General features: G+C 69.0%; 22 protein-coding genes. 11 read left to right on the top strand and 11 right to left on the bottom strand.

Annotation, left to right across the window (positions count from 1 at the left end; genetic code table 11):
• Positions 1 to 72: 72 nt before the first annotated feature.
• Positions 73 to 1446 carry an FAD-dependent oxidoreductase gene (locus ACFVBH_RS37670; protein ID WP_379009398.1) on the bottom strand — a complete coding sequence of 458 codons (1374 nt, stop codon included), beginning with the start codon at positions 1444 to 1446 and terminating at the stop codon, positions 73 to 75.
• Positions 1447 to 1578: 132 nt separating this feature from the next.
• Here ACFVBH_RS37670 and ACFVBH_RS37665 point away from each other — a divergent pair, with 132 nt between their 5' ends.
• Positions 1579 to 1956, top strand: coding sequence for an ankyrin repeat domain-containing protein (locus ACFVBH_RS37665; RefSeq protein WP_379009395.1), 378 nt, complete (start codon positions 1579 to 1581; stop codon positions 1954 to 1956).
• 61 nt (positions 1957 to 2017) lie between these two features.
• On the opposite strand, the gene asnB is transcribed toward ACFVBH_RS37665, so the two are convergent.
• Positions 2018 to 4039 carry an asparagine synthase (glutamine-hydrolyzing) gene (gene asnB / locus ACFVBH_RS37660; protein ID WP_354989286.1) on the bottom strand — a complete coding sequence of 674 codons (2022 nt, stop codon included), beginning with the start codon at positions 4037 to 4039 and terminating at the stop codon, positions 2018 to 2020.
• A gap of 431 nt (positions 4040 to 4470) precedes the next feature.
• On the opposite strand from asnB, the gene ACFVBH_RS37655 reads away from it, so the two are divergent.
• Both ACFVBH_RS37655 and ACFVBH_RS37650 read left to right on the top strand, forming a co-directional pair.
• On the top strand, positions 4471 to 5466 hold the full coding sequence (locus tag ACFVBH_RS37655; RefSeq protein WP_379009386.1) for a cytochrome c oxidase subunit II: 996 nt from the start codon (positions 4471 to 4473) through the stop codon (positions 5464 to 5466).
• A gap of 13 nt (positions 5467 to 5479) precedes the next feature.
• Positions 5480 to 5896, top strand: a complete 417-nt coding sequence (locus ACFVBH_RS37650; protein WP_379009382.1) for a cytochrome c oxidase subunit 4 — start codon at positions 5480 to 5482, stop codon at positions 5894 to 5896.
• A gap of 89 nt (positions 5897 to 5985) precedes the next feature.
• Here the strand turns inward: ACFVBH_RS37650 and ACFVBH_RS37645 are convergent, their stop codons facing one another.
• The 3 genes from ACFVBH_RS37645 to ACFVBH_RS37635 form a co-directional block, all read right to left on the bottom strand.
• Positions 5986 to 6783, bottom strand: a complete 798-nt coding sequence (locus tag ACFVBH_RS37645) for an SDR family NAD(P)-dependent oxidoreductase (protein ID WP_379009376.1) — start codon at positions 6781 to 6783, stop codon at positions 5986 to 5988.
• 123 nt (positions 6784 to 6906) lie between these two features.
• On the bottom strand, positions 6907 to 8166 hold the full coding sequence (locus ACFVBH_RS37640; RefSeq protein ID WP_354989282.1) for an FAD-dependent oxidoreductase: 1260 nt from the start codon (positions 8164 to 8166) through the stop codon (positions 6907 to 6909).
• A 54-nt stretch (positions 8167 to 8220) separates the two neighbouring features.
• Positions 8221 to 9786 carry an alkaline phosphatase D family protein gene (locus ACFVBH_RS37635; RefSeq protein WP_379009368.1) on the bottom strand — a complete coding sequence of 522 codons (1566 nt, stop codon included), beginning with the start codon at positions 9784 to 9786 and terminating at the stop codon, positions 8221 to 8223.
• A 157-nt stretch (positions 9787 to 9943) separates the two neighbouring features.
• Between ACFVBH_RS37635 and ACFVBH_RS37630 the strand changes: the two genes are divergently transcribed.
• Positions 9944 to 10492 (top strand): NADAR family protein, encoded by a 549-nt coding sequence (locus tag ACFVBH_RS37630; protein WP_354989280.1) that lies wholly within the window; start codon positions 9944 to 9946, stop codon positions 10490 to 10492.
• On the opposite strand, the gene ACFVBH_RS37625 is transcribed toward ACFVBH_RS37630, so the two are convergent.
• Positions 10489 to 11331: a helix-turn-helix transcriptional regulator gene (locus ACFVBH_RS37625; RefSeq protein ID WP_379009359.1), complete on the bottom strand. Its 843-nt coding sequence runs from the start codon at positions 11329 to 11331 to the stop codon at positions 10489 to 10491. The two genes, ACFVBH_RS37630 and ACFVBH_RS37625, sit on opposite strands and share 4 nt — an antisense overlap.
• Before the next feature lie 86 nt (positions 11332 to 11417).
• On the opposite strand from ACFVBH_RS37625, the gene ACFVBH_RS37620 reads away from it, so the two are divergent.
• The gene (locus ACFVBH_RS37620) at positions 11418 to 12164 is read left to right on the top strand and encodes an SDR family oxidoreductase (protein ID WP_354989278.1); all 747 of its coding nucleotides are present in this window, start codon (positions 11418 to 11420) and stop codon (positions 12162 to 12164) included.
• Between the two features lie 152 nt (positions 12165 to 12316).
• Positions 12317 to 13741 carry a flavin monoamine oxidase family protein gene (locus ACFVBH_RS37615; RefSeq protein ID WP_379009352.1) on the top strand — a complete coding sequence of 475 codons (1425 nt, stop codon included), beginning with the start codon at positions 12317 to 12319 and terminating at the stop codon, positions 13739 to 13741.
• A 102-nt stretch (positions 13742 to 13843) separates the two neighbouring features.
• Here the strand turns inward: ACFVBH_RS37615 and ACFVBH_RS37610 are convergent, their stop codons facing one another.
• The 3 genes from ACFVBH_RS37610 to ACFVBH_RS37600 all read right to left on the bottom strand — a co-directional run bounded on the left by ACFVBH_RS37610 (position 13844) and on the right by ACFVBH_RS37600 (position 16077).
• Entirely contained in the window at positions 13844 to 14362 is a 519-nt protein-coding gene (locus tag ACFVBH_RS37610) for a L,D-transpeptidase (RefSeq protein WP_354989276.1), read from the bottom strand.
• Positions 14363 to 14572: 210 nt separating this feature from the next.
• Complete coding sequence (locus tag ACFVBH_RS37605) at positions 14573 to 15109, bottom strand: NUDIX domain-containing protein (protein ID WP_379009337.1); 537 nt, start codon at positions 15107 to 15109, stop codon at positions 14573 to 14575.
• A gap of 44 nt (positions 15110 to 15153) precedes the next feature.
• A complete protein-coding gene (locus ACFVBH_RS37600; protein ID WP_379009328.1) occupies positions 15154 to 16077 on the bottom strand; it encodes a helix-turn-helix domain-containing protein in 924 nt (307 codons plus the stop codon).
• Between the two features lie 277 nt (positions 16078 to 16354).
• Here ACFVBH_RS37600 and cysD point away from each other — a divergent pair, with 277 nt between their 5' ends.
• The 5 genes from cysD to ACFVBH_RS37575 all read left to right on the top strand — a co-directional run bounded on the left by cysD (position 16355) and on the right by ACFVBH_RS37575 (position 22367).
• On the top strand, positions 16355 to 17260 hold the full coding sequence (gene cysD, locus ACFVBH_RS37595; RefSeq protein WP_354989273.1) for a sulfate adenylyltransferase subunit CysD: 906 nt from the start codon (positions 16355 to 16357) through the stop codon (positions 17258 to 17260).
• The gene (gene cysC / locus ACFVBH_RS37590; RefSeq protein WP_354989272.1) at positions 17260 to 19158 is read left to right on the top strand and encodes an adenylyl-sulfate kinase; all 1899 of its coding nucleotides are present in this window, start codon (positions 17260 to 17262) and stop codon (positions 19156 to 19158) included. Before cysD ends, cysC begins: the two co-directional genes overlap by 1 nt.
• Before the next feature lie 6 nt (positions 19159 to 19164).
• Positions 19165 to 20367: a hypothetical protein gene (locus ACFVBH_RS37585; RefSeq protein WP_379009317.1), complete on the top strand. Its 1203-nt coding sequence runs from the start codon at positions 19165 to 19167 to the stop codon at positions 20365 to 20367.
• Positions 20364 to 21158, top strand: coding sequence for an SDR family oxidoreductase (locus ACFVBH_RS37580; RefSeq protein WP_354989270.1), 795 nt, complete (start codon positions 20364 to 20366; stop codon positions 21156 to 21158). Before ACFVBH_RS37585 ends, ACFVBH_RS37580 begins: the two co-directional genes overlap by 4 nt.
• A gap of 72 nt (positions 21159 to 21230) precedes the next feature.
• Positions 21231 to 22367: a sulfotransferase gene (locus ACFVBH_RS37575; RefSeq protein ID WP_354989269.1), complete on the top strand. Its 1137-nt coding sequence runs from the start codon at positions 21231 to 21233 to the stop codon at positions 22365 to 22367.
• Between the two features lie 626 nt (positions 22368 to 22993).
• Here ACFVBH_RS37575 and ACFVBH_RS37570 read toward each other — a convergent pair.
• Positions 22994 to 24067 carry a hypothetical protein gene (locus ACFVBH_RS37570; RefSeq protein WP_379009302.1) on the bottom strand — a complete coding sequence of 358 codons (1074 nt, stop codon included), beginning with the start codon at positions 24065 to 24067 and terminating at the stop codon, positions 22994 to 22996.
• Positions 24064 to 24984, bottom strand: coding sequence for a hypothetical protein (locus tag ACFVBH_RS37565; protein WP_354991799.1), 921 nt, complete (start codon positions 24982 to 24984; stop codon positions 24064 to 24066). The genes ACFVBH_RS37570 and ACFVBH_RS37565 overlap by 4 nt, the downstream gene beginning before the upstream one ends.
• Positions 24985 to 25036 lie beyond the last annotated feature (52 nt).

Raw genomic sequence — 25036 nt, 5'->3', positions numbered from 1 at the left:
CGCGTACAGCCTGCCCGCCCATGGTCGTCGGGTCCGGTGCGCGTCGTGACCGTTCCGCGGGCGCGGTGCGGTCTAGCCGCGCTTCTGCACCGCGATCGCCGCCTTGCGGGCCGCGACCTGGACCGGGTCCCACACCGGGGAGAACGGGGGCGCGTAGCCCAGATCGAGGGCGATCATCTGTTCCGCGGTCATGCGGGCGGTCAGGGCCACCGCGGCGATGTCGATGCGTTTGGCAGCGCCCTCGCGGCCCACGATCTGCACACCGAGCAGGCGGCCGGTGCGGCGTTCGGCGAGCATCTTCACCGTCATGGGGGCGGTGCCGGGGAAATAGCCGGAGCGGCTGGTGGATTCGATGGTGACGGTCACGAACTGCAGGCCGACCGCGTGGGCGTCCTTCTCGCGCAGGCCGGTTCGGGCCACCTCGAGTTCGCAGACCTTGCTGACCGCGGTGCCGACCACGCCGGGGAAGGTGGCGTACCCGCCGCCGATGTTGGCCCCGATGATCTGGCCGTGCTTGTTGGCGTGGGTGCCCAGCGCGATATGGCGTTCGGTGCCCGAGACCAGATCCAGTACCTCCACGCAGTCGCCGCCCGCCCAGATGTGCTCGTGCCCGCGCACCCGCATGGCCAGGTCGGTGAGCAGGCCGCCGGACGCGCCGAGCGGGAGCCCGGCGGCGCGGGCCAGATCGGTGGCGGGGCGCACGCCGATGCCCAGCACCACCACGTCGGCGGGGAACTCCGCGTCGGCGGTGGCGACGGCCCGGACCCGGCCCGCGTCGTCGGTGTGGACAGCGATGAGCTCGGCGTCGCACAGGACGCGAATGCCCATGCCGTCCATCGCCTTTCGAATGAGCACGCCCATGTCGGGATCGAGCGTCGCCATCGGCTGGGACCCGCGGTTGATCATGGTGACCTGGTAGCCGCGATTGATCAGGGCCTCGGCCATCTCCACGCCGATGTAGCCCGCGCCGACCACCACCGCCCGGCGGCCGTCGGTGGAATCGAGGGTGTCGATCAGCGCCTGTCCGTCGTCCAGGGTCTGCACGCCGTGCACCCCGGGCGAGTCGATGCCGGGGATGGGCGGGCGGATCGGAGTCGCGCCGGTGGCGATGACCAGATCGGTGTAGTCCAGCCAGCTTTCGGCCCCGGTGGTCAGATCCCGGGCCCGCACACGGCGGCCCGGCGGGTCGATCTCCACGACCTCGGTGCGCATGCGCAGGTCGATGTCGCGCGAGCGGTGCTCCTCGGGCGTGCGGGCGATGAGGTGATCGCGGTGCTCCACGTCCCCACCCACCCAGTACGGAATGCCGCAGGCGGAGAAGGAACTGAAGTTTCCGCGCTCGAAGACCACGATCTCCAGCTCCGCCGCCGGCCGCATGCGACGAGCCTGCGAGGCCGCCGACATACCCGTCGCATCCCCACCGATGACCACCAGGCGATCGCTCATGGGTACGACGGTACGGCGCGGGGCGCGCGGGCGGTCGCGCACATGCCGAACCGTCCCCGGTGCGAGGTTCGCGCACCGCCCTTCGGGGCCGCCGCGAACCTGGTAGTACTGGACTTCGTGAGTATCGATGACATGGACGATGACAAAGTCCTGGAGCTGGCCACGCGCATCTTCGATTTCGCGCGCCAGGGCGACGCCGCACAGCTCGCGGCCTATCTCGAAGCCGGGGTGCCGGTGCAGCTGACGAACGCGCGCGGCGACAATCTGCTCATGCTCGCCGCCTACTACGGGCACGCGGCGGCGGTGGACACGCTGCTGGCCCACGGCGCGGACCCCAACGTCCTCAACGACAGCGGTCAGACCCCGCTGTCCGGCGCGGTCTTCAAGGGCGACACCGATGTCATCGGCGCGCTGCTGGCCGCGGGTGCGGACCCCGACGCCGGGGCGCCCTCGGCCCGCGAGACGGCGATCACCTTCGAGCGCACCGATCTGCTGAGGCTCTTCCCCTAGCCGGGGCGCGACGCGAAGGAGCGCCCGCCGCGGCGGACGCTCCCCGTGTTTCGGTACGCGGCTACACGTTGACCGGGTAGACCGGCTCCTGGATCTCCGGCTTGATGCGGTCCTCCACGAAGATGCCGTGCCAGATCATGAAGACCAGCAGCGTCCACAACCGGCGCGAATGATCCACCGGGCCGGTGCGGTGCGCCTCGAGCATGGCCGCGATGGCGGCCTTGTTCAGCAGGTGGTCGGTCTGACTGTCGGCGATCTGCTCCCGAGCCCAGTCGTGCAGCTCGGGGCCGCGCAGCCAATGCCGCAGCGGGACCGGGAAACCGAGCTTGGCGCGGTTGAGCACGTGCGCGGGCACGATGTCGCCCAGCGCCTGGCGCAGCGCGTACTTGGTGGTCTGCTTGGTGATCTTCTGTTCGAACGGAATCTTCTCCGCGACCTTGAAGACCTCGTGATCCAGGAACGGCACCCGCAGTTCCAGGGAGTTCGCCATGGTCATCTTGTCGGCCTTGACCAGGATGTCGCCGCGCAGCCAGGTGAACAGGTCCAGGTGCTGCATGCGCGCCACCGGGTCCATGTCGCGATGCTGGCTGCCGTAGATGGGGCCGGTCACGTCCTGATGCGTCCACTCGGGGCGGAAATCGCGCAGCACCGAACGCAGTTGGGCGTCGTTGAAGCTGCGGGCGTTGCCGTAGTAGCGATCCTCGAGCTTCAGCGAGCCGCGGTGCAGCAGGCTCTTGCCGCGGGTGCCCTCGGGAATGCGATCCGAGAGCTTGCCCGCGAGCTTGCGCAGCCCGCTCGGCAGGTACTCGAAGGGCTTGAGCGAGAGCGGTTCCCGGTAGATGGTGTAACCGCCGAACAGCTCGTCCGCGCCCTCGCCCGAGAGCACGACCTTGACGTGCTTGCGCGCTTCCTTGGCCACGAAGTACAGCGGCACCAGCGCCGGGTCGGCGACGGGTTCGTCCAGGTACCAGACGATCTCGGGGATCGCGCCCGCGAAATCCTCGGGGGTGACCGTGCGGATGAAGTGCTTGGCCCCGATGGCGGCGGCGGTCTCGGCGGCCACGTCGGCCTCGGAGTAGCCCTCGCGCTCGAACGCCGAGGTGAAGGTCAGCAGATTCGGGTTGTGCCGGATCGCCAGCGCCGCAATGGCGGTGGAGTCGATGCCGCCGGACAGGAACGAGCCGACGGTGACATCGGCGCGCATGTGCTTGGCGACCGAGTCCTCGAGCGCCTCGGCGATCTCGCGGTACCGGTTGGCCGGGGTGTTGGGCCGGACGCCGGTCGGGCGGGTGGTGGGGACGTGCGGGTTCACGTCGTCGGGCTTGCCGAAGGGCACCACCCGGAACCGGGGATCGAAGTAGCGCGTGATGCGCGGGGCCGCACCGGGTTCCACCCAGGCGTAGCAGCCCGACTCCAGCCGCCGGATGTCCCGGTGCAGCGTCTCGGGCTCGGGCACGTACTGCAGCACGGTGTAGTGCTCGAGCGCGCGCGGATCCAGGGCATCGGAGAGTTCGAGCTCGGGCAGCAGCTCCAGGACGCTCTTCTTCTCCGAGGCGAAGGCGGTGCCGCCGGGGCCGGTCGCCAGGAACAGCGGCTTGATGCCGAACGGGTCGCGGGCGATGAAGAGCTTGTTCAGCTCGGTATCCCAGATGGCGAAGGCGAACATGCCGCGCAGGCGCTTGGTGGCCTCGGGACCCCAGTAGTGGAAGGCGGCGACGATCGTCTCGGAGTCGCCCTCGGTGGCGAACATGGGGGAGTCGCCGAACTCGGCCCCGTGCGCGGCGGTCAGTTCCTCGCGCAGCTCGAGGTAGTTGTAGATCTCGCCATTGAAGGTGAGGGCGTAGCGTTCCCGGTTCTCCGGCGGGCCCCAGCGCAGCGGCTGGTGCGAGTGCTCGATGTCGATGATGGAGAGGCGATTGAAGCCGAAGATCATGCGATCGTCGTTCCAGGTGCCCTTCTCATCCGGGCCCCGGTGGCGCTGGCAGTGCAGGGCCTCGTACACCTGCGCCGCGGTGGTCTCGACCGTCCGCCCGTCCGGGGTAGTAGCCGTCTGAGCCGTCAGAAATCCGAGCAGTCCACACACTGCGGGCAGAACCTCGTTTCCGGAGTCAAGGGAAATGCGGGGATGTTCGCGCGTCGGCACGCGAAACGTACTGTCCGAGTATGCCGCACGCGTGCCGATCACGCCGCGAGAGGCCGTATCCACGGCTTATGAGCTTTCCGGAGTGTCGAAGCGGACCCCATCACAATGACCGGCCAGGTTTGGTCTACGCTGCGTAGTACTCGGGAACTCCTGGACCGGATCGCGCGTTGTGCGCGAACCTCGCCGGGAGCTCCCAAACGTGCTGTAGTTGTGTCGCCCGGCGGAAGGGAGCCCGGGCGACGCCAGTCGAATAGACGACCAGGAAGGCGTTGAGCGTGGCGCACAAGGCGAGCGAAGCGATAGGGGCACGATCCGCCCAGGGTCGGCAGGGCCGCATCCTTCGGCGGGCCGGGCTGGCGGTGTCCCTCGGGATGACCGCGATGCTCGTCTCCGGCTGCTCGATCGACAACCCGTGGCTGCGATTCGGTTGGCCCTCGGGTGTCACCCCGCAGGCCACGAAGATGCGGGAACTGTGGACCTGGTCCGTGATCGCCGCTCTGGTGATGGGCGTGCTGGTCTGGGGTCTGACCTTCTGGACGATCGCGTTCCACCGCAAGCGGCCGAACTCTCCGGAGTTCCCCCGCCAGACCGGTTACAACGTGCCGCTCGAGCTGAGCTACACGGTGGTGCCGTTCTTCATCATCGCGGTGCTGTTCTACTTCACCGTGGTCGTGCAGAACTACGTCCACGAGAAGGTCGACAACCCGGATGTCGTGGTCGATGTGACCGCGTTCCAGTGGAACTGGAAGTTCGGTTACCAGAAGGTCGACTTCAAGGGCGGCTACCAGTTCGACGGTGTCGACAAGGCCCGCCAGGGCATGAACACCGAGATCCGGGAGAAGTACGAGGAGCAGGTCAACGAGCACGGGCACCCCTCGCCCGGCCCGAACAACGGCCTGCCGGCCAACGACATCTCGTACCTGAACTACGACCGGGTCGAGACCGTCGGCACCTCCAACGAGATCCCGGTGCTGGTGCTGCCGACCGGCAAGAACATCGAGTTCCAGCTGGCCGCCGCCGACGTCATCCACTCCTTCTGGGTGCCTGAGTTCCTGTTCAAGCGGGACGTCATGCCGAACCCGAAGGAGAACAACTCCGACAACATCTTCCAGATCACGAAGATCGAGAAGGAAGGCGCGTTCGTCGGGCGTTGCGCCGAGATGTGCGGCACCTTCCACTCGATGATGAACTTCGAGGTCCGGGCGGTCTCGCCGGAGAAGTTCGAGCAGTACCTGAAGGCGCGTGAGGCGGGCAAGACCAATGCCGCGGCGCTGTCGGAGATCGGCGAGGAGCCGGTGGCCGTCACCACCAAGCCTTTCAACACCGACCGTACGGCCCGCGGCGCGGGCCTCACGGAAGCCAAGTGAGGACTGAACTGACATGAAGGTCGAAGCTCGCATCTTCGAACTGATCACGGTCTTCTTCGTGATCGTGGCCGTGGTGTACGGCTACTTCACCGCCCAGTCGCGCACCGGCGTCGAATGGGCCGGTACCACCGCCATCGTGCTGTCGGCGGGACTGTCCCTGATCGTGGCCACCTACTTCCGCTTCGTCGCGCGCCGCCTGGACCTGCGTCCGGAGGACTTCGAAGAGGCGGAGATCGTCGACGGCGCCGGCGACCTGGGCTTCTTCTCGCCCGGTTCGTTCTGGCCCATCCTGCTCGCGGCCGCCGGTTCCGTGGCCGCCCTGGGCTTCGCGTTCTTCCAGTACTGGCTGATCGCCGTCGGCGTCGTGCTGATCCTGATCGCCTCGGCCGGTCTGGTGTTCGAGTACCACCTCGGACCCGAGAAGCACTGAGTTCGAACCGCTGAACCCGCGAGCGCCCCATCCGAATCCGGATGGGGCGCTGTGCTTTGTCGCGGGGGTGTACCGGCTGCTCGCGCCGCTCAGATCCCCAGGGCGTGCCGGAGCCGGGTGCGCGGCGTCAGTCCCGTCAGGGTGAGCAGGGCGCGCGGGAAGCGCGGCTGCATCGTCGACGGGCGGGTGCGCACCGCGGTCTCGATCCAGCGCGCCGCCTCATCGGGGTCCGCGGTGTACTGCCCGCCGTGGCGGTCCGATGCCGTGGCGTCGATGTGTACCGCCGGATAGTGGACCGTGGTGACGTGGATGCCGCGCGGGGACAGCTCGGCGTCCGCGCACTGCCCGAACGTGGTCCAGGCGGCCTGGGAGCTGGCGTAGGACGCGAAGTTGGGAGCCGGGCCGGTGGCCGGGCTCCACGGGCCCACATTGATCACGTGCCCCGAGCCGCCGGCCAGCATGGCGGGCAGCAGGCCCAGGGTCAGGCGCAGCGGGCCGAAGTAGTTGGTGGCCATCATGCGCTGATAGTCGGCGAAGCGGTCCAGCGACTGCAGCACCGGGCGCCGGGCGGGCCTGCCCGCGTTGTTGATCAGGACGTCGACGCTGTCGAACTCGGCGCGCAGCCAGCGCACCAGCTCGTCCACGTCGCCCAGGGCGGAGATGTCGCAGCGGTGCCAGTGCGCCTGCCCGCCGGATTCGATGATGGCGGCGCAGTCTTCGATGAGCAGGCTCCCGCGGCGCGCGACGAGGAGTACCTCTGCGCCGCGGGAGGCCAGTAATCGCGCGGTCGCGCGACCGACCTCGGAACTCGCGTCGGTGATGACAATGCGTTTGCCCGCAACGGAACCGGCGGGGTGCGTGCGGCGGGCAGCACGAAATTCGATCATGGGACGGCAACCTTCACTCACGTTACGAGAGCTGAATGGTGCACCGGCATCCCGCCGACGTTACCGATGCGGACCGCGCCCAAGGGCTGCTGGAGCGTTGCCAGTGGTGCGGCAGCCCACATCCTAATCGGTGGGGTCGTACCGCCGGGCGCGTTCGGCGACGCAGATCTCGTCGATCGAGGAAACGATGTCGCGCAACAGTTCCGACGGCAGCGCGGCCGGGCGCAGGCGGCAGGTGAAGGTGATGAAGCCGTGCTCCTCGCCGTCCAGTTCCTGCAGGTAGCGCGACCGCACGCCGTAGGTGAGCGCGGAGATGACGGTGAAGCAGCCGGTGGCCTCGCGGTGCCCGGAGAACAGGTCGTGCAGGCGGTGGAAGACCCGCGGATAGGTCGACAGCGGCGCGAAGACCGAGATGCGATAGGCCGCACCGCGTTCGGAGGAGCTGATGACGGTATCGGCCAGATACTCCGCGTCGCGCAGCGTCAGCACCTTCGGAGCGAACATCAGCGCGCCGGCGGCGGCGTTGCGAACCGGCATGCCCGCCCGGCCGCCCGCGGACGCGGCGATGGCGCCCAGCGACTTACGCGCGCGCGAGCCCACCTCGCGTCTGGCGCGCAGTGAGAGGTTGGGCGCGGTGGGATGCAGGCTCGACCACTGGCCGAAGCGCACGGTGCCCAGCTGCACCTTGCCGGTGCCGACCGGGCGCGAGACCTTCAGCGGCGCGGTGTCGACCCAGCGGCCCACCTGCAGCAGCGCTTCGCCGGGGGACTGGATCTCCTTGAACGCCTGCTCGACGAAGGTGTCGAAGTCCAGGAAGCGATGCGCGTCGGAGGTGAGCCAGGTGCGGTCCTTGTCCACATCGGTCACCTCGAGGGTCAGCGCGGTGATGATGCCGGTGCGCCCGCCGCCGCCCAGGATGCGCCGGAAGCGCTCGACGTGGTGATTGCGCCCGCAGGTGCCGAAACGCCCGTCCTGATCGACGTATTCGAGCTCGACCACGTTGTCGCTGAACATGCCGAAGCGGTGCGAGGCGGCGCTGAGCCCGCCGACCGCCGCGAAGCCGCCCGCGGTGATGTCCCGATGGTCGCCCACGATCGGCAGGCCGAGCCCGTGCGCGCCCAGGGTGCGGTCGATGTCGGACAGACGGGCGCCCGCCTGCACCCGCACCGTGCGCGCGTCCGCGTCCACGACCTGAACGCGGTTCATCTTGCGCATGGACAGCACCGAACCCTGATCCGGTGGTGAGAGCTCCTCGTCCGGGCGCTCCCCACCGCGGATGATCAGCGGTTTCGTCGACTTGCGCGAATCCCGAACGGTCCGAACCACATCCGCGGTGTCGCGGGGGAGGAATTCTTCCGGGAGGGTGGAGACGGGCGTGCTCATGGCGCTACAGCTAACCATAGTCACGCGCATTGTGCTCGCGGATGGCGCGTCGTCTCAGTGAGCGGGGTCCAGACGCCGTGTGAACAGTACGTTTCCGGTTGCGTCACACAGGTTTACTGTGAGTTCGCTGGACCGGCCGTCGATGGTGACTTCGCCGAAATGCTGGTAGGCGCCGTCGAGCGGGGACGTGTTCTGGACGGGCGGGGCGTGGACGAAAACGGCCTCGGGGCCGAAGGTGCCGTCCAGCTCGTTGGGACCGAACGCGCCGGCGTTGAGGGGGCCCGAGACGAACTCCCAGAACTCGTCGAAATCGCCGACCGCGGCGCGGGCGGGCGAATAGTGGTGCGCGGCGGTGTAGTGCACGTCGGCGGTGAGCCAGACGACGTTGCGCACCCGATCGGATTTGATGGCGCGCAGCACCGCGGCGATCTCGGTTTCGCGACCCGACGGCGCGCCCGGATCGCCGTTGGCCGGACCTTCGAACGCGGTGTTCCCGTCCTTGACCGCCAGGCCGAGCGGCAGATCATTGGCGATGATCTTCCAGGTGGCGCGGGAATCCCGCAGACCCTCGATGAGCCATCGGGTCTGGGCCGCGCCGAAGATCGTGCCCGCGGGACCGCGGTTCGCGCCGTTGGCGTCCTTGTAGGTGCGCATGTCGAGCACGAAGACATCCAGCAGCGGGCCGTACGAGATCTTGCGGTAGAGGCGGCCGTCGGCGGCCTCCTTCGGCTCCACCGGCATCCATTCGTGGAATGCCTGCCAGGACCGGGTGGCGAGGGTGTCCATGGAGCGTTCGGTGTAGCCCTTGCCCTCGGCGATCTGCCCGCCGGGATACCAGTTGTTGACCGTCTCGTGGTCGTCCCACTGCACGAGCTGGGCGACCGCGGCGTTGAAGCGCAGGTAGTTGGCGTCGGTGAGGTTGTAGGCGTAGTTCCCGCGGAACTGGTCCAGGGTCTGGGCGACCGCGCTCTTGGCCTCGGAGACGGTGTTACGCCAGATCCGGCCGTCCGGGAGGGTCACCGATTCCGCGAGCGGGCCGTCGGCGTAGATGGCGTCACCCGAATGCAGGAACAGGTGCGGATCGCGGGCGGCCATGGCGGAGAAGATCTTCATACCGCCCAGATCCGGATTGCTGCCGTAGCCCTGGCCCGCCACGTCGCCGGACCACAGCAGCGTGATGTCGGCCGGCGCGACGGGGGCGGTGCGGAAGACGCCGGTGACGGGCTCGGAGGTCGCGCCGTCCTCGGCTTCGAGGGTGACGCGGTAGTGCACCTGTTGTCCGGCGGGCAGTCCGTTGACGCGGATCCGGCCGGTGCCGTCGGTGGCCGGGGTCAGCAGAGCGCCCTCGAAACGACGTGCGTCCCTGAAGGATTCGGTCGCGGCGGTTTCGACGATCAGGGTGGCGGGGCGGTCCGCGCGCGCCCAGATCAGCGCGCCGTCGGTGCGCGGGTCGCCGACCGCGACGCCGTGCGTCAGGCGCGGGCGCTCGCGCACCAGGGCCGGGCCGCCGTTGGTCGAACAGGCCGACAGGGCGGGCGCGACCAGCAGCCCGGCGGCGGAGGCGCGCAGCAGGGTGCGGCGGGAGAGACCGAATTCGCGTGCGGGGAAGAGCGAGGCCATGGGCCGACCATGGCGCAGCCAACGCAACATCGGCTGAACTCTGCCGTGCGGTCCGGCGAATCTTCGGCAACGGGGCGACGTGTCGTGCGCGGGTTCGGGTTCGGGCCGCCGGATATCCTTCGGCGCGCGCGGGTTCGGATCGGTAGGGTCCTACGGCGTGGACAGAGCGCAATTGACGGCCGAGATCGCGGCGGGTGCGTCGCCGGAGCTTCTCTTCTTCTGGGGGCACACCCGTACGCCCGGTCACGCCGTGGGCAAGTGGGTGCTGAGCCAGTGGTGGCCGGTCGAGTTCACCGTGGACGGGCAGAGCTACGGCAGCGCCGAGCATTTCATGATGGGGGAGAAGGCACGGCTGTTCGGCGACGAGGAGATGCGTGCGAAGGTCCTCGCGAGCGAGACGCCCGCCGACGCCAAACGGATCGGGCGCGCGGTGCGGGGATTCGATCAGGACGCGTGGGTGGCGCATCGGTACGACATCGTCCTGCGCGGCAGCATCGCCAAGTTCGGGCAGCACACCGAGCTGCGCGACTTTCTGCTCGCCACCGGGGACAAGGTGCTGGTGGAAGCCGCACCGCGGGACACCATCTGGGGGATCGGCCTGGGTGCGGAGAACCCGGCCGCCGCGGATCCGGAGCAGTGGCGCGGGGAGAACCTGCTGGGCTTCGCGCTGATGGACGCGCGGTCCGCGCTCGTCTCGGCGACCTAGGCGAGCAGCGGCCCCGCGTGCGTGCGGGCGGCCAGGTCGGCGAAGACCGCGGCGGTGCGGGAGCCGGGCGCGGGGCAGTAGACGATCATGCGCTGGTCGGTGTCGGCGATGTGCAGGACCTGGCATTCGAAGTCGAGGGGGCCGAGGCCGGGATGGTCGACGCGTTTGGCGTGGCCGCGCCGGACCTCGACGTCGTGGGCGTGCCACATCTGCGCGAAACGCGATGCGGTGCCCAGCAGTTCGGTGACCAGGGCGGCCAGGGCCGGATTGCCCGGATAGCGGGCGGAGGCGGCGCGCAGGTCCGCGACGGTGGAGTGCGCGAAACCGACCATGGACTCGTCCGACCACAGCGGATGATCGAGTGGTACGGCGAACATCCAGCGCACCATGTTGCGCTCGTGGCCGGGCACGGTGTCGAGATCGCCGATGAACGGGACCGCCAGGGCGTTCCAGGCCAGGATCTCGTAGGTGGCGTCCACCACGTAGGCGGGGGTGCCCATGGTGTCGAGGATGACCCGGACCGATTGCGGGATGGTGCGATCGGGCCCCGCCACCGCGGGCGGATTCTCCCCGCCCACGCGGAAGAGGTATTCGCGCTCGTCGGCGGTGAGCATGAGGGCGCGGGCCACCGCGGCCAGCACCTGACGCGAGGGCTTGGCCCCGCGCGCCTGTTCCAGGCGGATGTAGTAGTCCACCGAGATGCCGGCCAGCTGAGCGACCTCTTGCCTGCGCAAACCCGGTGTGCGGCGGTTGATTCCGGTGGGCAGCCCGACATCGGCCGGGGTCAGGCGTCCCCGCCGGGTACGCAGGAACGACGCCAGTTCGCTTCGATCGGCCATGGGTCCAGTGTCGGGCACGTCCGCCCGCGGTGGGTGGTACAACTTGGCCCTCCCGGGCGTGCGCGAGCGGTGTGAGGCTGAAACCCATGACGACAGCACTCATTACCGGGGCCAATCGCAGCATCGGTTTCGAAACCGCCCGTCAGCTCGCCGAGCGGGGGCTGACCGTGTTGGTGGGGGCCCGCGACGCCGAGCGCGGCCGGACCGCCACCGAGAAGTTGAAAGCCGAAGGCGCGCAAGCGCATTTCGTGCAGCTCGACGTGACCGACGCCGAATCCATCGCACGGGCGGCGGCGTGGATCGAGGCCGAGTTCGGATCGCTGGACGTGCTGGTCAACAACGCGGGGATCCTCGGCGGCTTCGACCTGGACGGCAAACCCTCCAACACGCGGGTGCCCACGTTCGCGCAGACCCTCGAGACCAATGTGTTCGGCGTGGTCGCGGTGACCAACGCGCTGCTGCCGCTGCTGCGCCGGGCGCCGGCCGCGCGCATCGTGAACGTCTCCAGCGAGGTCGGCTCGATCGCGGGCATGCTCGATACGCGGGGTCCGATGTGGCCGATGGTGAGCATCTCCTATCCGGTGTCGAAGGCGGCGCTCAATATGGTCACCGCCCAGTACGCCAAGGAACTCTGGGACACCCCGATCAAGGTGAACGCGGCCAATCCGGGCTACTGCGCGACCGATTTCAACGGCAACACCGGTTTTCGCACGGCTGCCCAGGGCGCCGAACCGTCGGTGTATCTGGCGACTCTGCCCGCGGACGGGCCCTCCGGGCAGTTCTGGGGCTACCTCTGGGGTGGTGACACCGAGTACGGTCTGCTGCCCTGGTGACGATTTACGTGACCGTCACCGGCGGGAAACGGACACTGTTGGTCAATTGACCAGTATTGGTGTCCGGTCGGGCATACCCTTGCGACCCGGCTCGACTCGGCGGAAGGATGCCCGTGAACATAGGCCGCAGAACAGTGCTCAGAGGTGCGGCGATGGCCGCGGCGGCGGGACTGGCCGGAGCCGCCGCGGCCCGCGCCACACCCGGTGCGCCCGGGGCGAACCGGGACGCCGAGGTGATCGTGGTCGGGGCCGGGCTGTCCGGCCTGGCCGCGGCCAAGGCCCTGCGCGCGGCCGGGCAGCGGGTGCTGCTGCTCGAGGCGCGTGACCGCGCGGGCGGGCGCGTGTTCAACGCCACCACGCGCGGGGGCATCGCCGTCGACGGCGGGGCCGAGTTCCTCGGGCCCACCCAGGACCGCATCGCGGCGTTCGCCGCGGAGTACGGGGTGCCCACGCTGCCCACCTACAACCGGGGCGAGTCCATCTTCGCGATCAACGGTGCGCTGCACCGGGTTCCGGCGGCGGTGCCGCTGCCCATCCTGCCGGGCACGGCCGAGACGGCGCTGGCCATGGCTCGCATCGACGCCACCGCGCTCGGATTCCCGGTCGGGGAGCCGTGGCGGCATCCCGAGGCCGCGTACCTGGACTCCATCACCTGGCAGGACTGGATCGACGCCAACGCCGGAACCTACGAGGGCAAGCTGTTTCTCGCCCTGGCCCAGAGCGCACCGCTGTCGGTGCGGCCGCACGAACTCTCGGCGCTGTTCATGATGAACTACTTCGCCGCCTCCGGAAACGAGAGCAACCCCGGCACTTTCGCGCGGCTGCTCAGCGTGGAGGGCGGCGCGCAGGAGCGGTTCTTCGACGGCGGCGCGGCGCTGGTGCCGCTGCGGATGGCCGAATCCTTCTCGGACAGTATCGTTTACGGAGCGCCGGCGCGCGCCATCGAACAGCACGAGGCCGGGGCGTCGGTGATCACCGATCGGGGGACCTTCCGCGCGGCGAAGGTGGTGGTCGCCATGTCGCCCGCCATCAGCGGGCGGATCGAGTACCGGCCCGGACTGCCGAGTGAGCGCGTCGAACTGACCCGGGGCTACACCATGGGCCGGATCGCCAAGTTCCTCGCGGTCTACGAGCGGCCCTTCTGGCGCGAGGACGGGCTCTCGGGGCAGGTCGTGGGCGACGGCACGCCCATCGACGTCACCTACGAGAGCTACGGCCAGGGGCACCACATCCTCATGGGCTTCATCTCCGCCGACGCCATGGCCGACCTGGACGCCCGGCCCGACCGGGACCTGGTCGAGACCGGGCTGGAAAGCCTGGTGCGGTACTTCGGCCCCCGGGCCCGGTCCGAGGCCGTCGACTACGGATTCAAGAAGTGGGACAACGATCCCTACTCGTGGGGCGGGCCCACGGCCACCACGCGCCCGGGGATTCTCACCCGGTTCGGTCCCGCGCTGCGCGCCCCCGTCGGTGACATCCACTGGGCGGGCACCGAAACCGCGGACTACTGGCAGGGCTACATGGACGGGGCGATCCGCAGCGGTGAACGGGCCGCACGGGAGATCCTGGCGCTGTGATCGGCTGCGGGACGGGCGGATTCGGCGCCCCGATCGACCCGGAAACGCGAATGCACTCCTGGCGAAGGGATTTCGCCGGGAGTGCATCGTCGCTGGGACGCGTCAGTTGACCACTTCGATGATGTCGCCCGGATTCACATGGTTGTAGAGCCGCTCGGCGCCCTCGGGCACCATGCGGATGCAGCCGTGCGACTGCTCCTCGATCGGGCCGATATGGGTGGCGATGTCACCGTTGAAGAACACGGCCCAGAGCATCTCCGCGTGGTGCATGGTGCTCCAGTGGTACTCCTTCTTGAAGGCCACGTGGAACACCCCGGGCGGGGTCTCGTAGCCGGGCCGGCCGTGGGAGATCGGCGTCGGGCCGTAGGTGACGTTGCCGTCCTCCATGAGCCACGCCTCGTTGCGCGACAGGCTCATGCAGACCCGGGCGCCCTGCGTGGTGCAGGGCGCGACCACCGGGGCCGGTGGGCTGGGAATGATCGACGGGACACCCGGAATATCGGGTCCGCCGGGCCATAGCGGTTCCGCCTGGGCGGGAGCCGCCATCAGCACGGCGGCCGACGCGATTCCGGTTAGCACCGCCGCTCGGGCGATAGGTTTACGGAAGATGGTGCCGCTCATATGTGAACCTCGCTCTTCCCGGGCGCAAGAGTGCGCGGCGGTGACCGGTGATCAGGTCACCTGGTGGTCATGCAAAGGAACTATCACCGCATCTTAAACGGGAATTGTGAGGATTCGGGCGGAATCGGCACCCTGAACAATTGGTGGGTACACCGCTCGGAACCGGCTCTGACCGGGCGGTCGGCAGCTTTGCCGAACTGTGATCGGAAATCACTCGGCGGGGTTATTTCGCTCGTGTAGAAGCAGGAGCAGATACGCCGCGACCGTTTGCGAATCGACGATTACGCCATTCGCGATCATCGTTTCCACTTCGGTCCTGGAGAACCACGCGGCGCGCATGTCCTGTTCGGAGGGCTCGCGTTCGGGTTCGCCCGCGGTCAGTCCGGTGGCCAGCACGACGTGGCCGTAGTGATTGCTGGTGCCGGGCGCCGGCGCGATCTTGCCGAGCAGTGCGAGATGCGCTGCGCGCAAACCGGTTTCCTCGCGCAGCTCCTGCCGGGCGGCGGCGATCGGATCGAAGGGCGTGCCGGGCACCGTGCCGCCGGGGAACTCCCAGCTGCGGCGGCGCAGCGGATACCTGAACTGTTCCACCAGGTGGAATCGATCGCCGTCGCGCGGAATGACGATGGCGAAGTGCGCCTTGTCGATGTAGGCGTACAGCCCGTCGCCGTCGGGTCGGCGAATGATGTCCTCGTGCAGGGTGATCCAGGGATTGGTGTAGATCTCCCGCGATGAGATGGGGTCCATCGCGCAATCCTGCCGCATCGGGTGCGCACGGCGGCGCACCCGCCTCAGGGACGCAGGCTCGCGGTGATCGATTCCGCGGCGGTGACGGTGGCCGCGGCCAGCTCGCGCAGGGCCGCGGCGGGCAGGTGGGCGTCCGGGCAGCTGACCACCGAGGCGATGACCGCGCCGGCGGGCCCGAAGATCGGGGCGGCCACCGAGACCACGGCGTTGTTCTCACCCAGTTCGTCGGGCAGGTAATCGATGGTGATGAGTTCGGTGATCATGGCGCTGAGGCGGTGCCGCAGCGGGTCGGTGACGGGGGAGTGCCGCAGCGCGGACAGCGCCTCGAGCATGGGGGCGGAATCGTCGGCCAGGCGCTCCACCGAATAGCCGCGCGAGGCGATGGCGTCCAGCACCGTGGCCAGGCGGTCCCGATGGGCCGGGTCGGCGGCGGCGAGCCAGGCGCGCCGTTCGGACTCCGGCGCCCAGGCGATGAATTCGCGGCACACCGGGGGTGCGAAGGGTATGCGCCTGGCATGCCGGATCCACGGCACCGAGGGTGTGCCGATGACCTCGGTGACGGCGATCGTGTCGCGTTCGCGTTCGGCGAGGAAGACCGGTACGCCCCGGTCGGCGGCGAGCGCGCGCATGGCGTCGGCGGCCGTGCGGCGCAACGGGAACGCGGCCTCGGCCCGCCGGGCCACCGACATCAGGCCCAGGCCCAGGGCGTAGTTGCCGTCCTCGTCGCGGACCGTCCAGCCCTCGGCGGTGAGCTGGGTGAGCACCGCGTGCGCGGTGGCCCGGGACATGCCGGTGGCCCGGACTATGCGGGCGAGCGAGAGCTGTTCGGCCGCATGCCGGGACAGCAGTTCGACGGTCTGCACGACGCGGCGGGTGGGCGGGGAGGGCGCGCCCGTCTCGCTCGGGCCGGCGGTAGCGGAGGCGTCCCGGGCGCCGTTCGACGCGGCGGCGGTGCGGGCCTCGGTCACGGTGTCCTCGATTGCTGTGCGGCGGAGGGGGTTCGGTCCATTCAACAGCAGTCCCGGCGGTCGCACGCGGGGCCGGGTCCGGGTGTCGCGGTGCGAACGGCGGGCAGCCCGCGCCGGGCAATTCGGCGCGGGGTATTGACCAGTACTGGGCAACCGACCTATCGTCGGTGTCACATTATCGAACAATAGCGTCGAATATTCGACACCGCAAGTCCCGGGCACACGACGCTCCGGGCAACGGCGGGGGCCGGATCGGCGCGGCGAGTGAGTGAAGCGAATGCGCGCGGGATACGAGCTGACGCACCTGGACGCCCTGGAGGCGGAATCGGTGCACATCATTCGGGAGGTGGCCGCCACCTTCGAGCGGCCGGTACTGCTGTTCTCGGGCGGCAAGGACTCGGCGGTCATGCTGGAACTGGCGCGCCGGGCCTTCTGGCCCGCGCCGCTGCCGTTCCCGCTCATGCACATCGACACCGGCCGGAATTTCGACGAGGTGATCGACTTCCGCGATCGCACCGTCGCCCGGCTCGGGGCGCAGCTGCTGGTCGGCAGCGTGCAGGACGACATCGACGCCGGCCGGGTCACCGAGAAGGCCGGGGAGAGCCGCAATCGGCTGCAGACCGCGACCCTGCTGCGCGCCATCCGGGAGAACCGCTTCGACGCGGTCTTCGGCGGGGCGCGCCGCGACGAGGAGAAGGCCCGGGCCAAGGAGCGGGTCTTCAGCTTCCGCGACGAATACGGGGCCTGGGATCCGCGGGCGCAGCGGCCGGAAGTGTGGAACCTCTACAACGGCAGGCACAACAAAGGCGAGCACATCCGGGTGTTCCCGCTCTCGAACTGGACCGAGCTCGACATCTGGGAGTACATCGACCGCGCCGAGGTGGCGCTGCCGTCGCTGTACTACGCGCACCGGCGGCTCGTGCTCGAGCGGGACGGAATGCTGCTGGCGGACAACAGATTCGTCACCCCCGGACCCGGCGAACCGCTGGTCGAACACAGCGTGCGTTTTCGCACCCTCGGTGACGCCGACTGCACCGGCTGCGTGGAATCGACCGCCGCCACCCCCGCCGAGGTGATCGCCGAAACCGCGGTCACCCGGCTCACCGAACGCGGCGCGACCCGCGCCGACGACCGCATCTCCGACTCCGGCATGGAGGATCGCAAGCGAGAGGGCTACTTCTGATGCGCCGCAACCTATTGCGCCTGGCCACCGCCGGCAGCGTCGACGACGGCAAGTCCACGCTCATCGGCCGCCTGCTCTACGACTCCAAGGCGCTGTTCACCGATCAGCTCGACGCCATCGAACGCGTGAGTCTCGGGCGCGGCAGTGCGCAGCCGGATCTGGCGCTGGTCACCGACGGGCTGCGCGCCGAACGCGAGCAGGGCATCACCATCGACGTCGCCTACCGCTACTTCACCACCCCTCGTAGGAAATTCGTCATCGCGGACACCCCCGGGCACGTGCAGTACACCCGCAACATGGTGACCGGCGCGTCCACCGCGGACCTGGCGCTCATCCTGGTCGACGCGCGCAAGGGCGTCTCCGAGCAGACGCGGCGGCACGCGTTCCTGTCCTCGCTGCTGGGCGTGGGGCACCTGGTGCTGTGCGTGAACAAGATGGACCTGGTCGACTGGTCCGAGGAGCGGTTCGAGGAGATCCGTTCCGAGTTCGCCGATTTCGCCACCAAACTCGACGTCGGCGACCTCAGCTTCCTGCCGGTGTCCGCGCTCACCGGCGACAACGTGGTCGAAACCTCCACGCACACACCGTGGTACGCCGGACCGCCGCTGCTGCGGCACCTCGAGGAAGTGCACATCGCCTCGGACCGCAACCTCATCGACGCGCGGCTGCCCGTGCAGTACGTCATCCGCCCGCACGGGCAGAGCGAGCGCTCCTACGCGGGCACCATCGCCGGGGGGATCTTCAAGCCGGGCGATGAGGTCGTGGTGCTGCCCTCGGGGCGCGGCAGTCACGTCAGCGAGATCTGGGGACCGGGCGGCGGCAAGATCGAGGAGGCGTACGCCGGGATGGCGGTCTCGCTCACCCTCGACGACGACATCGATGTCGGTCGCGGCGACATGCTCGCCCGGCCCGGCAATCAGCCGCATCAGGATCGCGAACTCGACGCCATGGTGTGCTGGTTCTCCGACACCACCGTGCTGCGCGCCGGGAACGACTACAGCCTGCGCACCGCCACCCAGGCCACCAAGGTGCGGGTCACCGAACTGGACTACCGGCTCGACGTGAACACCCTGCACCGTGAGACCGAGGCGGAACAGCTGGGGCTCAACGACATCGGGCGACTCACCCTGCACGGCCGCCAGCCGGTCATGTTCGACGCCTACCGGGACAATCGCGCCACCGGCAGCTTCATCCTCGTCGACGACGCCACCAATCAGACCGTGGCCGCGGGCATGATCACCGGGCGCACCCCGGGCAAGCTCGAGACCAGCAGCGACCGCGGGCACCGCACCAGCGGGCGGCGGCCGCGCCCGAACCTGGTGTGGCACAACTCCAAGGTCGATCGCGAGCAGCGGCTGAGCGCGGGGGCGACCATCTGGCTCACCGGGCTGTCCGGGTCCGGAAAGTCCACCATCGCCGTGGAATTGGAGCGCCAGCTCATCGCGTCGGGCCGGCCCGCGTACCTGCTGGACGGGGACAACCTGCGGCACGGACTGACCAGCAACCTCGGATTCACCGACGAGGATCGGCGCGAGAACATCCGGCGCGTGGCCGAGGTCGCGGCGCTGTTCGCCGACGCGGGCACCGTCGCCATCGTCTCGCTCATCAGCCCGTTCCGGGAACAGCGCCGCGACGCGCGAAAGCTGCACGACGACAAGCGATTGCCGTTCTATGAGGTCTTCGTGGACACGCCCCTGGCAGAGTGCGAACTGCGCGATCCCAAGGGCCTGTACAAGCGCGCCCGCGCCGGGGAACTGCGCGAGTTCACCGGCATCGACTCCCCGTACGAGCGGCCCGAATACGCCGAACTCACCATCACCCCGCAGGCCGGGACACCCGTCGACATCGCCCAACTGATCCGCCGCGAACTCGGCGGACTCTCCGAGAGGAATGGCTGAGGCCAGATGGCACAACCCGATATCGAGCAGGCCGAACTACCGCTGACCGAGCCGTTCCTGGCCGCGGTCGCCGAGGCCGAGAAGCTCATCGCCGCCGCGGAATTCATTCGCGACGAGCACGACCTCGCCGAGGGCTACGACTACCTGCAGGGCAGCATCGCCGCCGTGCTGCAGCTCTCGCGCGCGCACGGCACCTCGCACCCGTACTTCGTGTCCTCCACCGGTCCGTACGCCAAGATGGGCCTGGACAACCCGGACACGCTGTACTACCACGCCAATGTCGAACCGGGCGCGGAGTACCTGCTCACCGGCGTGCGCGGCAGCACCGTCGATCTGAGCTTCCAGGTCCTCAAGGGCGACTACACCGCCACCGATGTGCCGGGCGGACAGGACGCCTTCGACGATCGCCGCCTCGACATCGCCGCGGACGGCAGCTACCAGCTGCGTTTCGGGCCGCCCAAGGAGAATCCGGAGCCGAACTATTTCGTGCTCGGCGAGGGCGCGTCCATGCTCGCGGTGCGAGAGGTGTACGGGGACTGGCTGTCCGAGCGCAAGGGCACCATTCGCATCGAACGGGTCGACACCGTGGGCACCGCGCCGGTCGAGCCCGACGTGACCCAGCTGCGCAAGCGCTACCGGGCCGCCGGGCGCATGCTGCTCACCCGCGTGCACACCTGGTTCAACTTCCCCAAGTGGTTCTACCTGGATCTGCCGGTCAACACCCTGACCGAACCCCGGCTCACCCCCGGCGGATTGAGCACCCAGTACTCCTCGGTCGGGCACTACGACCTCGCCGACGACCAGGCGCTGATCATCACGGTGCCGAAATCGCAGGCGCCGTACCTGGGTTTCCAGCTCGGCAGCCGCTGGTACATCTCGCTGGACTACGTGAACCACCAGACCAGCCTCAATCACGCACAGGCGCAGGTGGATCCGGACGGGCTCGTCCGCCTGGTGGTGTCGGCGCGCAACCCCGGCATCGCCAACTGGATAGAGACCACCGGTCGCGGGCGCGGCATCCTGCAATTCCGCTGGCAGCGCGTCGACGCCCCGGTCACCCCGGATCAGGGTCCCGCGTTCGAGCTGGTGCCGTTCGACAAGGTGGCCGAACGGCTGCCGCACTTCGCACACAATCGGATCGACGACGCGGGGTGGCGCGAACGAATCGCCGCCCGTCAGCGTGGTTTCGCGGAAAGGATGCTGGGATGAGCCGGCTCGAAACAGGACTGCTCGCGGGCAAGGTCGTCGTGGTCAGCGGCGTCGGTCCGGGGCTGGGGCGGTCCATCTGCCTCGAGGCCGCCGCGGCCGGGGCCAAGGTCGTGCTCGCCGCTCGGACCGAGGCGCGGCTGAAGGAGGTCGCGGCCGAGGTCGAGGCCGCCGGCGGCGAAACCCTCAGCGTGGTCACCGATATCACCGACGCCGACGCCGTCGCGAACCTGGTGGCGCGCACGCTCGAGGCATTCGGGCGGGTGGATGTGCTGGTGAACAACGCGTTCTCGGTGCCGTCCATGAAACCGCTCGCGCGCACCGACTACGCGCAGATCACCACCAGCCTCGATCTCACCGTGCTCGGGAACCTGCGGATGACACAGGCTTTCACCGAAGCGCTGACCGAGACCGCGGGCAACGTGGTCATGATCAACTCGGCGGTGTTGCGGCACTCCGAGCCGCGCTACGGCAGCTACAAGGTCTCCAAGTCGGCGCTGCTGGCGCTGTCGCAGACCCTGGCCACCGAGCTCGGCGAGAAGGGAATCCGCGTCAACAGCGTTGCCCCCGGCTACATTTGGACCGATCAGCTGAAGTGGTACTTCGGGGAGATCGCCAAGAAGTACGGGATCACCGAGGAACAGGTGTACCAGCAGACCGCGTCCAAGTCCGACCTCAAGCGGCTGCCGCTGCCGGACGAGATCGCGCAGACCGTCGTGTTCCTGGCCTCGCCCTGGGCCAACGCCATCACCGGCCAGACCATCGACGTGAACTGCGGCGAATACCACGTCTGACCAAGCTTTTCCGGGGTCCACGGCAGCTGCGCAAGGCTGTCGCGGACCCCGGTTCGACAAGGAGTTACCTGAATGAGCGCACGCACCACCGTCGGCACCGTCGAGGATCTGCACGCCTCGGCCACCCGGGTCTGCGGCCTCGAGGATTTCGGCGGCGACGACCACCTCGAGGGGCTCGGCGTCCTGCTGGAGTCCTACCAGCGCGACGCCGGGCTCACCGAACTCGGCTCCAAGATGAGCCGATACTTCCTGCGCGGGGCGCTCGTCGCCCGCGCGCTGAGCGAGGCGTCCTGGAAGGCCAATCCGGCCTACGCCGACACCCCGGTCCAGCGGCCGATTTTCGTGACCGGCCTGCCGCGCACCGGCACCACCGCCCTGCACCGCTTGCTCGCGGCCGACCCGCAGCATCAGGCGCTGGAGATGTGGCTCGCCGAACTGCCGCAGCCGCGCCCGCCGCGCGAGACCTGGGCCGACAACCCCATCTATCAGCGCATCGACGCCGGGTTCGCCCAGCACCGGGTCGAGAACCCGGACTTCATGGGGCTGCACTACATGAGCGCCTCCGACGTGGAGGAATGCTGGCAACTGCTGCGCCAGACGGTGAAGTCGATCTCGTACGAGACGCTGGCCTACCTGCCCACGTACTCGCAGTGGCTGCGCAAGCAGGACTGGACCGACGCCTACGCCCGGCACCGGAAGAACCTGCAGCTCATCGGACTCGGCGACAACCGCCGCTGGGTGCTCAAGAACCCCAGCCACCTGTTCGCCCTGGACGCGCTGATGGCGGCGTACCCCGACGCGCTGATCATCCAGACCCACCGCGACCCGGTCACGATCGTCGGCTCCGCGTGCAGCCTGGCCGATCACGCCGCCCGCGGCTGGTCCGACACCTTCGTCGGTGACAAGATCGGCGAGACCCAGCTCGAACTGTGGTCCCGCGGCCTGCGCGAGTTCAACACCGCCCGTGCGCGATACAACCCCGACCAGTTCCTGGACGTCCAGTTCGACGACCTGCGCGCCGACCCCCTGGGCACCGTGGACAACATCTACACCGCCTTCGGCCTGGACTTCGACGACCCGGCCCGCACCGCCATGACCTCCCTCGACGAGGAGAGCAAGAGCGGCGACCGCAAACCCACCCACAACTACTCGCTGGCCGACTACGGGCTGACCGAGGACCGGGTCCGGGCGGCGTTCGCGGAGTCCTGATCGGCCGCACCGGGTCCGGCACGCGTGATGGCCGGTGACGGTCACCGCCGCGCCGGTCTCCGAACACGCGGGCCCCGAGCCGAAATCGGCTCGGGGCCCGCGCGTTCGAGTGGGCCGGACCTGCCGGGCTTGCTGGACTTGCCGGGCTTGCCGGACCTGCCGGGCTTGCCGGACCTGCTGGACCTGCCGGGCTTGCTGGACTTGCCGGGCTTGCTGGACTTGCCGGGCTTGCTGGACCTGCCGGGCTTGCTGGACTTGCCGGGCTTGCTGGACCTGCCGGGCTTGCTGGACCTGCCGGACCTGCCGGACCTGCTGGACCTGCCGGGCTTGCCGGACCTGCCGGACCTGCCGGACCTGCCGGACCTGCCGGACCTGCCGGGCTTGCCAGGCTTGCCTGCCGGGCCTGCCCTGCCGTGCCCTGCCCTGCCCTGCCCTGCCGGGCCTGCCCTGCCGTGCCCTGCCGGGCTCGGTCCCATCCGAGGGCGCGCACAGCTCCGTGCCCGAACCCGCAGGTCCGGACACGTCGAGCGGACGCGGAGACTCGCACCCCGGCGTACCGAAAAGCGCAGGCTCCGAGCCGATCACCGAGCCTGGGGTCAGCATGGCCGGCGCGCCGCGCACGGTTCTCAGTGCATCGTCGCTACGCGTCGCAGCCTTGCCATCGTCGCGGGGTCCGGGTGCTGGCGCAGCAGATAGCGGGGCGGGGACATGTCCGGGACCGGCTTCGCCTGGACTATGCCGACGATCAGATCCAGTGGGACGGCGAAGTGTTCGTCGGCCTCGGCGTCGTGCACGATTACCTGGTTCACGATCGGCATCAGCGTGTTGTCGGCGGCCACCCAGGGGGCCGAGGTGAGGCCGGTGCCGTCGGCCCGCAACGCCGCGATCACGTCGGCAACCAGCCAGTTGTAGCCGCCGTCCGTGCGCAGGGCGCGCAGGCGTTCGGCTTGGGTCCGGTAGCAGTCTGCGGTGAATCGGGCCGAAGCCTCCTCTACCGCACGGAATTCGGGTGATTCGAAGCCGGGCTGATAGGGCGTGAGGCGGCCGCGGTCGCAGACGTACGGCAGCGGTGAGAGCGGGCGTTTGGCGCGCTCGTAGCGCCGCTGGATCTCCTCCCACAACCACGTCCCGCCGCCCATCAGGTTGCGGCCGAGCACCAGTTCGCCCTCGGCGGGCATGAACAACAGGGTGTTCGAGCCGAGCGCGTGGCAGACCTGCTCGTACCAGCCGTCGAGCATGGGGAAGGACCCCGCGAAATCACCCGGCTCGCCGGACAGTTCGATGAGCTCGGGCTTGCCCGTGCCCGCGGGCGTATCGTCCAGCGCTACCGCCGACGCCCCCTCCATGTTGCGGTACGCCGCCGCGAACGCCTGCTCGGCGGTGATGCCCCAGTGTCGCAGCAGCGCCGGGACCACGTAGCTGCCCAGCAGCTCCGGGAAGACGTAGCCGTGCGCGCCGGGCAGATCCATCAGCACGTACTGATCGATGAGCGGCGACACCAGCGGGAGCGAGATGGGGGTGTAGTCACCGATATCCAGACCCAGGTCCGCGATGATGCGCCGGCGCTTGTGCACGGACTCGTCGCCGAAGCCCGAACGCCGGATCACCGGCCGCAGCAGCGGTGCGATGTCGTCGAGGTCCGGCACGGTGGTGTGGGTGAATGCCGGATTCGTATTCTGTTGTCCCGGGGAATGATTCATAGTGCGTTCCGCCAAAGTTCCAAAAGCTCGCCGGTTTCGGCGGTCTGTGCCCGGATCGTGTCTGCCCTGAAGTCGACGTCGAAGCGCAATTCGCGCAAATCCGGGCCCCCGCCGGAGAGTGGTCCGCGGTCGCCGAGTTCCTCGTACGCGCCCGGCCGCCACCAGTACAGGCGCAACAGCAACTGGTGTTCGGACTGCGTCATGTACTGCTTGGCGATCCAGTAGACCAGGGCCGTCGTCGTGGCGATACTGAGCACCGGTCCGATCTCGTACACCACGACCACCTCGGGAGTCGGGAACGAGACCAGCGCGCCGAGCCGCGCGGTGGCCGGATTCACGTAGCGGGACAGCATGTGCGCATGGGCGCCGATGTAGCGGTGACCGGCTTCCAGCGCCAGCACCGTGACCGGCCCGTAGCTGTGCTCGAAAACCCGGAAGTGATCTTCCGCCAGCGAGTTCCGGATGGCCGCGCCGAAGACGGCGTTCGGATCCCGCCCTTTCACCTCCTGACGGTTCAGCGTCCGGATCGAGTCGGGGGTGTCGATCACCACCGTTTCCATCAGGCCCGGCGCCAGTCGTCGGGTCAGCAGGGCGTCGCCGCGCCGGACACGCAGATCACCGAGGGTGGCGACCTGGTTCATGTATTCGTCGGTGTATATCCGGATGCGCAGGTTCGAGTCGGTCGAATCGACGTTCGCGAACAGCGATACTGCCTGATCGGCGTAGCGCGTGGCGGCGGTGGGCAATCCGTGCTCGGCATGCGCGTCGATGAACCGGAACCACGGCTCGATCGGGAGGTCGGCGCGCTCGCCGTTCGGGGCGGTGATGGTGATCGCGGCCGGGTTCTCGAGGACTCCCCGATAGCCCCGAGACTCCAGCGCGTCGAGCAGCGAGTCGATATAGACGTTGTGCGCCAAGGTATTCCTAGCGATTCGGTGACGATGAAGCGAAGGGGGACCGGGTCCCGCT

The organism is Nocardia sp. NPDC057668, from assembly GCF_042799795.1.
GTDB lineage: Bacteria > Actinomycetota > Actinomycetes > Mycobacteriales > Mycobacteriaceae > Nocardia.
The sequence above is the reverse complement of the archived record's forward strand: the minus strand, read 5'-3'. Positions and strand labels throughout refer to the sequence as shown.

What these genes read in the sequence shown, in the direction of transcription:
- ACFVBH_RS37670 (WP_379009398.1), bottom strand. Translation starts at nt 1,446, where the DNA reads ATGAGCGATCGCCTGGTGGTCATCGGTGGGGATGCGACGGGTATGTCG.
- ACFVBH_RS37665 (WP_379009395.1), top strand. Translation starts at nt 1,579, where the DNA reads ATGGACGATGACAAAGTCCTGGAGCTGGCCACGCGCATCTTCGATTTC.
- ACFVBH_RS37655 (WP_379009386.1), top strand. Translation starts at nt 4,471, where the DNA reads ATGACCGCGATGCTCGTCTCCGGCTGCTCGATCGACAACCCGTGGCTG.
- ACFVBH_RS37650 (WP_379009382.1), top strand. Translation starts at nt 5,480, where the DNA reads ATGAAGGTCGAAGCTCGCATCTTCGAACTGATCACGGTCTTCTTCGTG.
- ACFVBH_RS37645 (WP_379009376.1), bottom strand. Translation starts at nt 6,783, where the DNA reads ATGATCGAATTTCGTGCTGCCCGCCGCACGCACCCCGCCGGTTCCGTT.
- ACFVBH_RS37640 (WP_354989282.1), bottom strand. Translation starts at nt 8,166, where the DNA reads ATGAGCACGCCCGTCTCCACCCTCCCGGAAGAATTCCTCCCCCGCGAC.
- ACFVBH_RS37635 (WP_379009368.1), bottom strand. Translation starts at nt 9,786, where the DNA reads ATGGCCTCGCTCTTCCCCGCACGCGAATTCGGTCTCTCCCGCCGCACC.
- ACFVBH_RS37625 (WP_379009359.1), bottom strand. Translation starts at nt 11,331, where the DNA reads ATGGCCGATCGAAGCGAACTGGCGTCGTTCCTGCGTACCCGGCGGGGA.
- ACFVBH_RS37620 (WP_354989278.1), top strand. Translation starts at nt 11,418, where the DNA reads ATGACGACAGCACTCATTACCGGGGCCAATCGCAGCATCGGTTTCGAA.
- ACFVBH_RS37615 (WP_379009352.1), top strand. Translation starts at nt 12,317, where the DNA reads ATGGCCGCGGCGGCGGGACTGGCCGGAGCCGCCGCGGCCCGCGCCACA.
- ACFVBH_RS37610 (WP_354989276.1), bottom strand. Translation starts at nt 14,362, where the DNA reads ATGAGCGGCACCATCTTCCGTAAACCTATCGCCCGAGCGGCGGTGCTA.
- ACFVBH_RS37605 (WP_379009337.1), bottom strand. Translation starts at nt 15,109, where the DNA reads ATGGACCCCATCTCATCGCGGGAGATCTACACCAATCCCTGGATCACC.
- cysD (WP_354989273.1), top strand. Translation starts at nt 16,355, where the DNA reads ATGCGCGCGGGATACGAGCTGACGCACCTGGACGCCCTGGAGGCGGAA.
- cysC (WP_354989272.1), top strand. Translation starts at nt 17,260, where the DNA reads ATGCGCCGCAACCTATTGCGCCTGGCCACCGCCGGCAGCGTCGACGAC.
- ACFVBH_RS37585 (WP_379009317.1), top strand. Translation starts at nt 19,165, where the DNA reads ATGGCACAACCCGATATCGAGCAGGCCGAACTACCGCTGACCGAGCCG.
- ACFVBH_RS37580 (WP_354989270.1), top strand. Translation starts at nt 20,364, where the DNA reads ATGAGCCGGCTCGAAACAGGACTGCTCGCGGGCAAGGTCGTCGTGGTC.
- ACFVBH_RS37575 (WP_354989269.1), top strand. Translation starts at nt 21,231, where the DNA reads ATGAGCGCACGCACCACCGTCGGCACCGTCGAGGATCTGCACGCCTCG.
- ACFVBH_RS37570 (WP_379009302.1), bottom strand. Translation starts at nt 24,067, where the DNA reads ATGAATCATTCCCCGGGACAACAGAATACGAATCCGGCATTCACCCAC.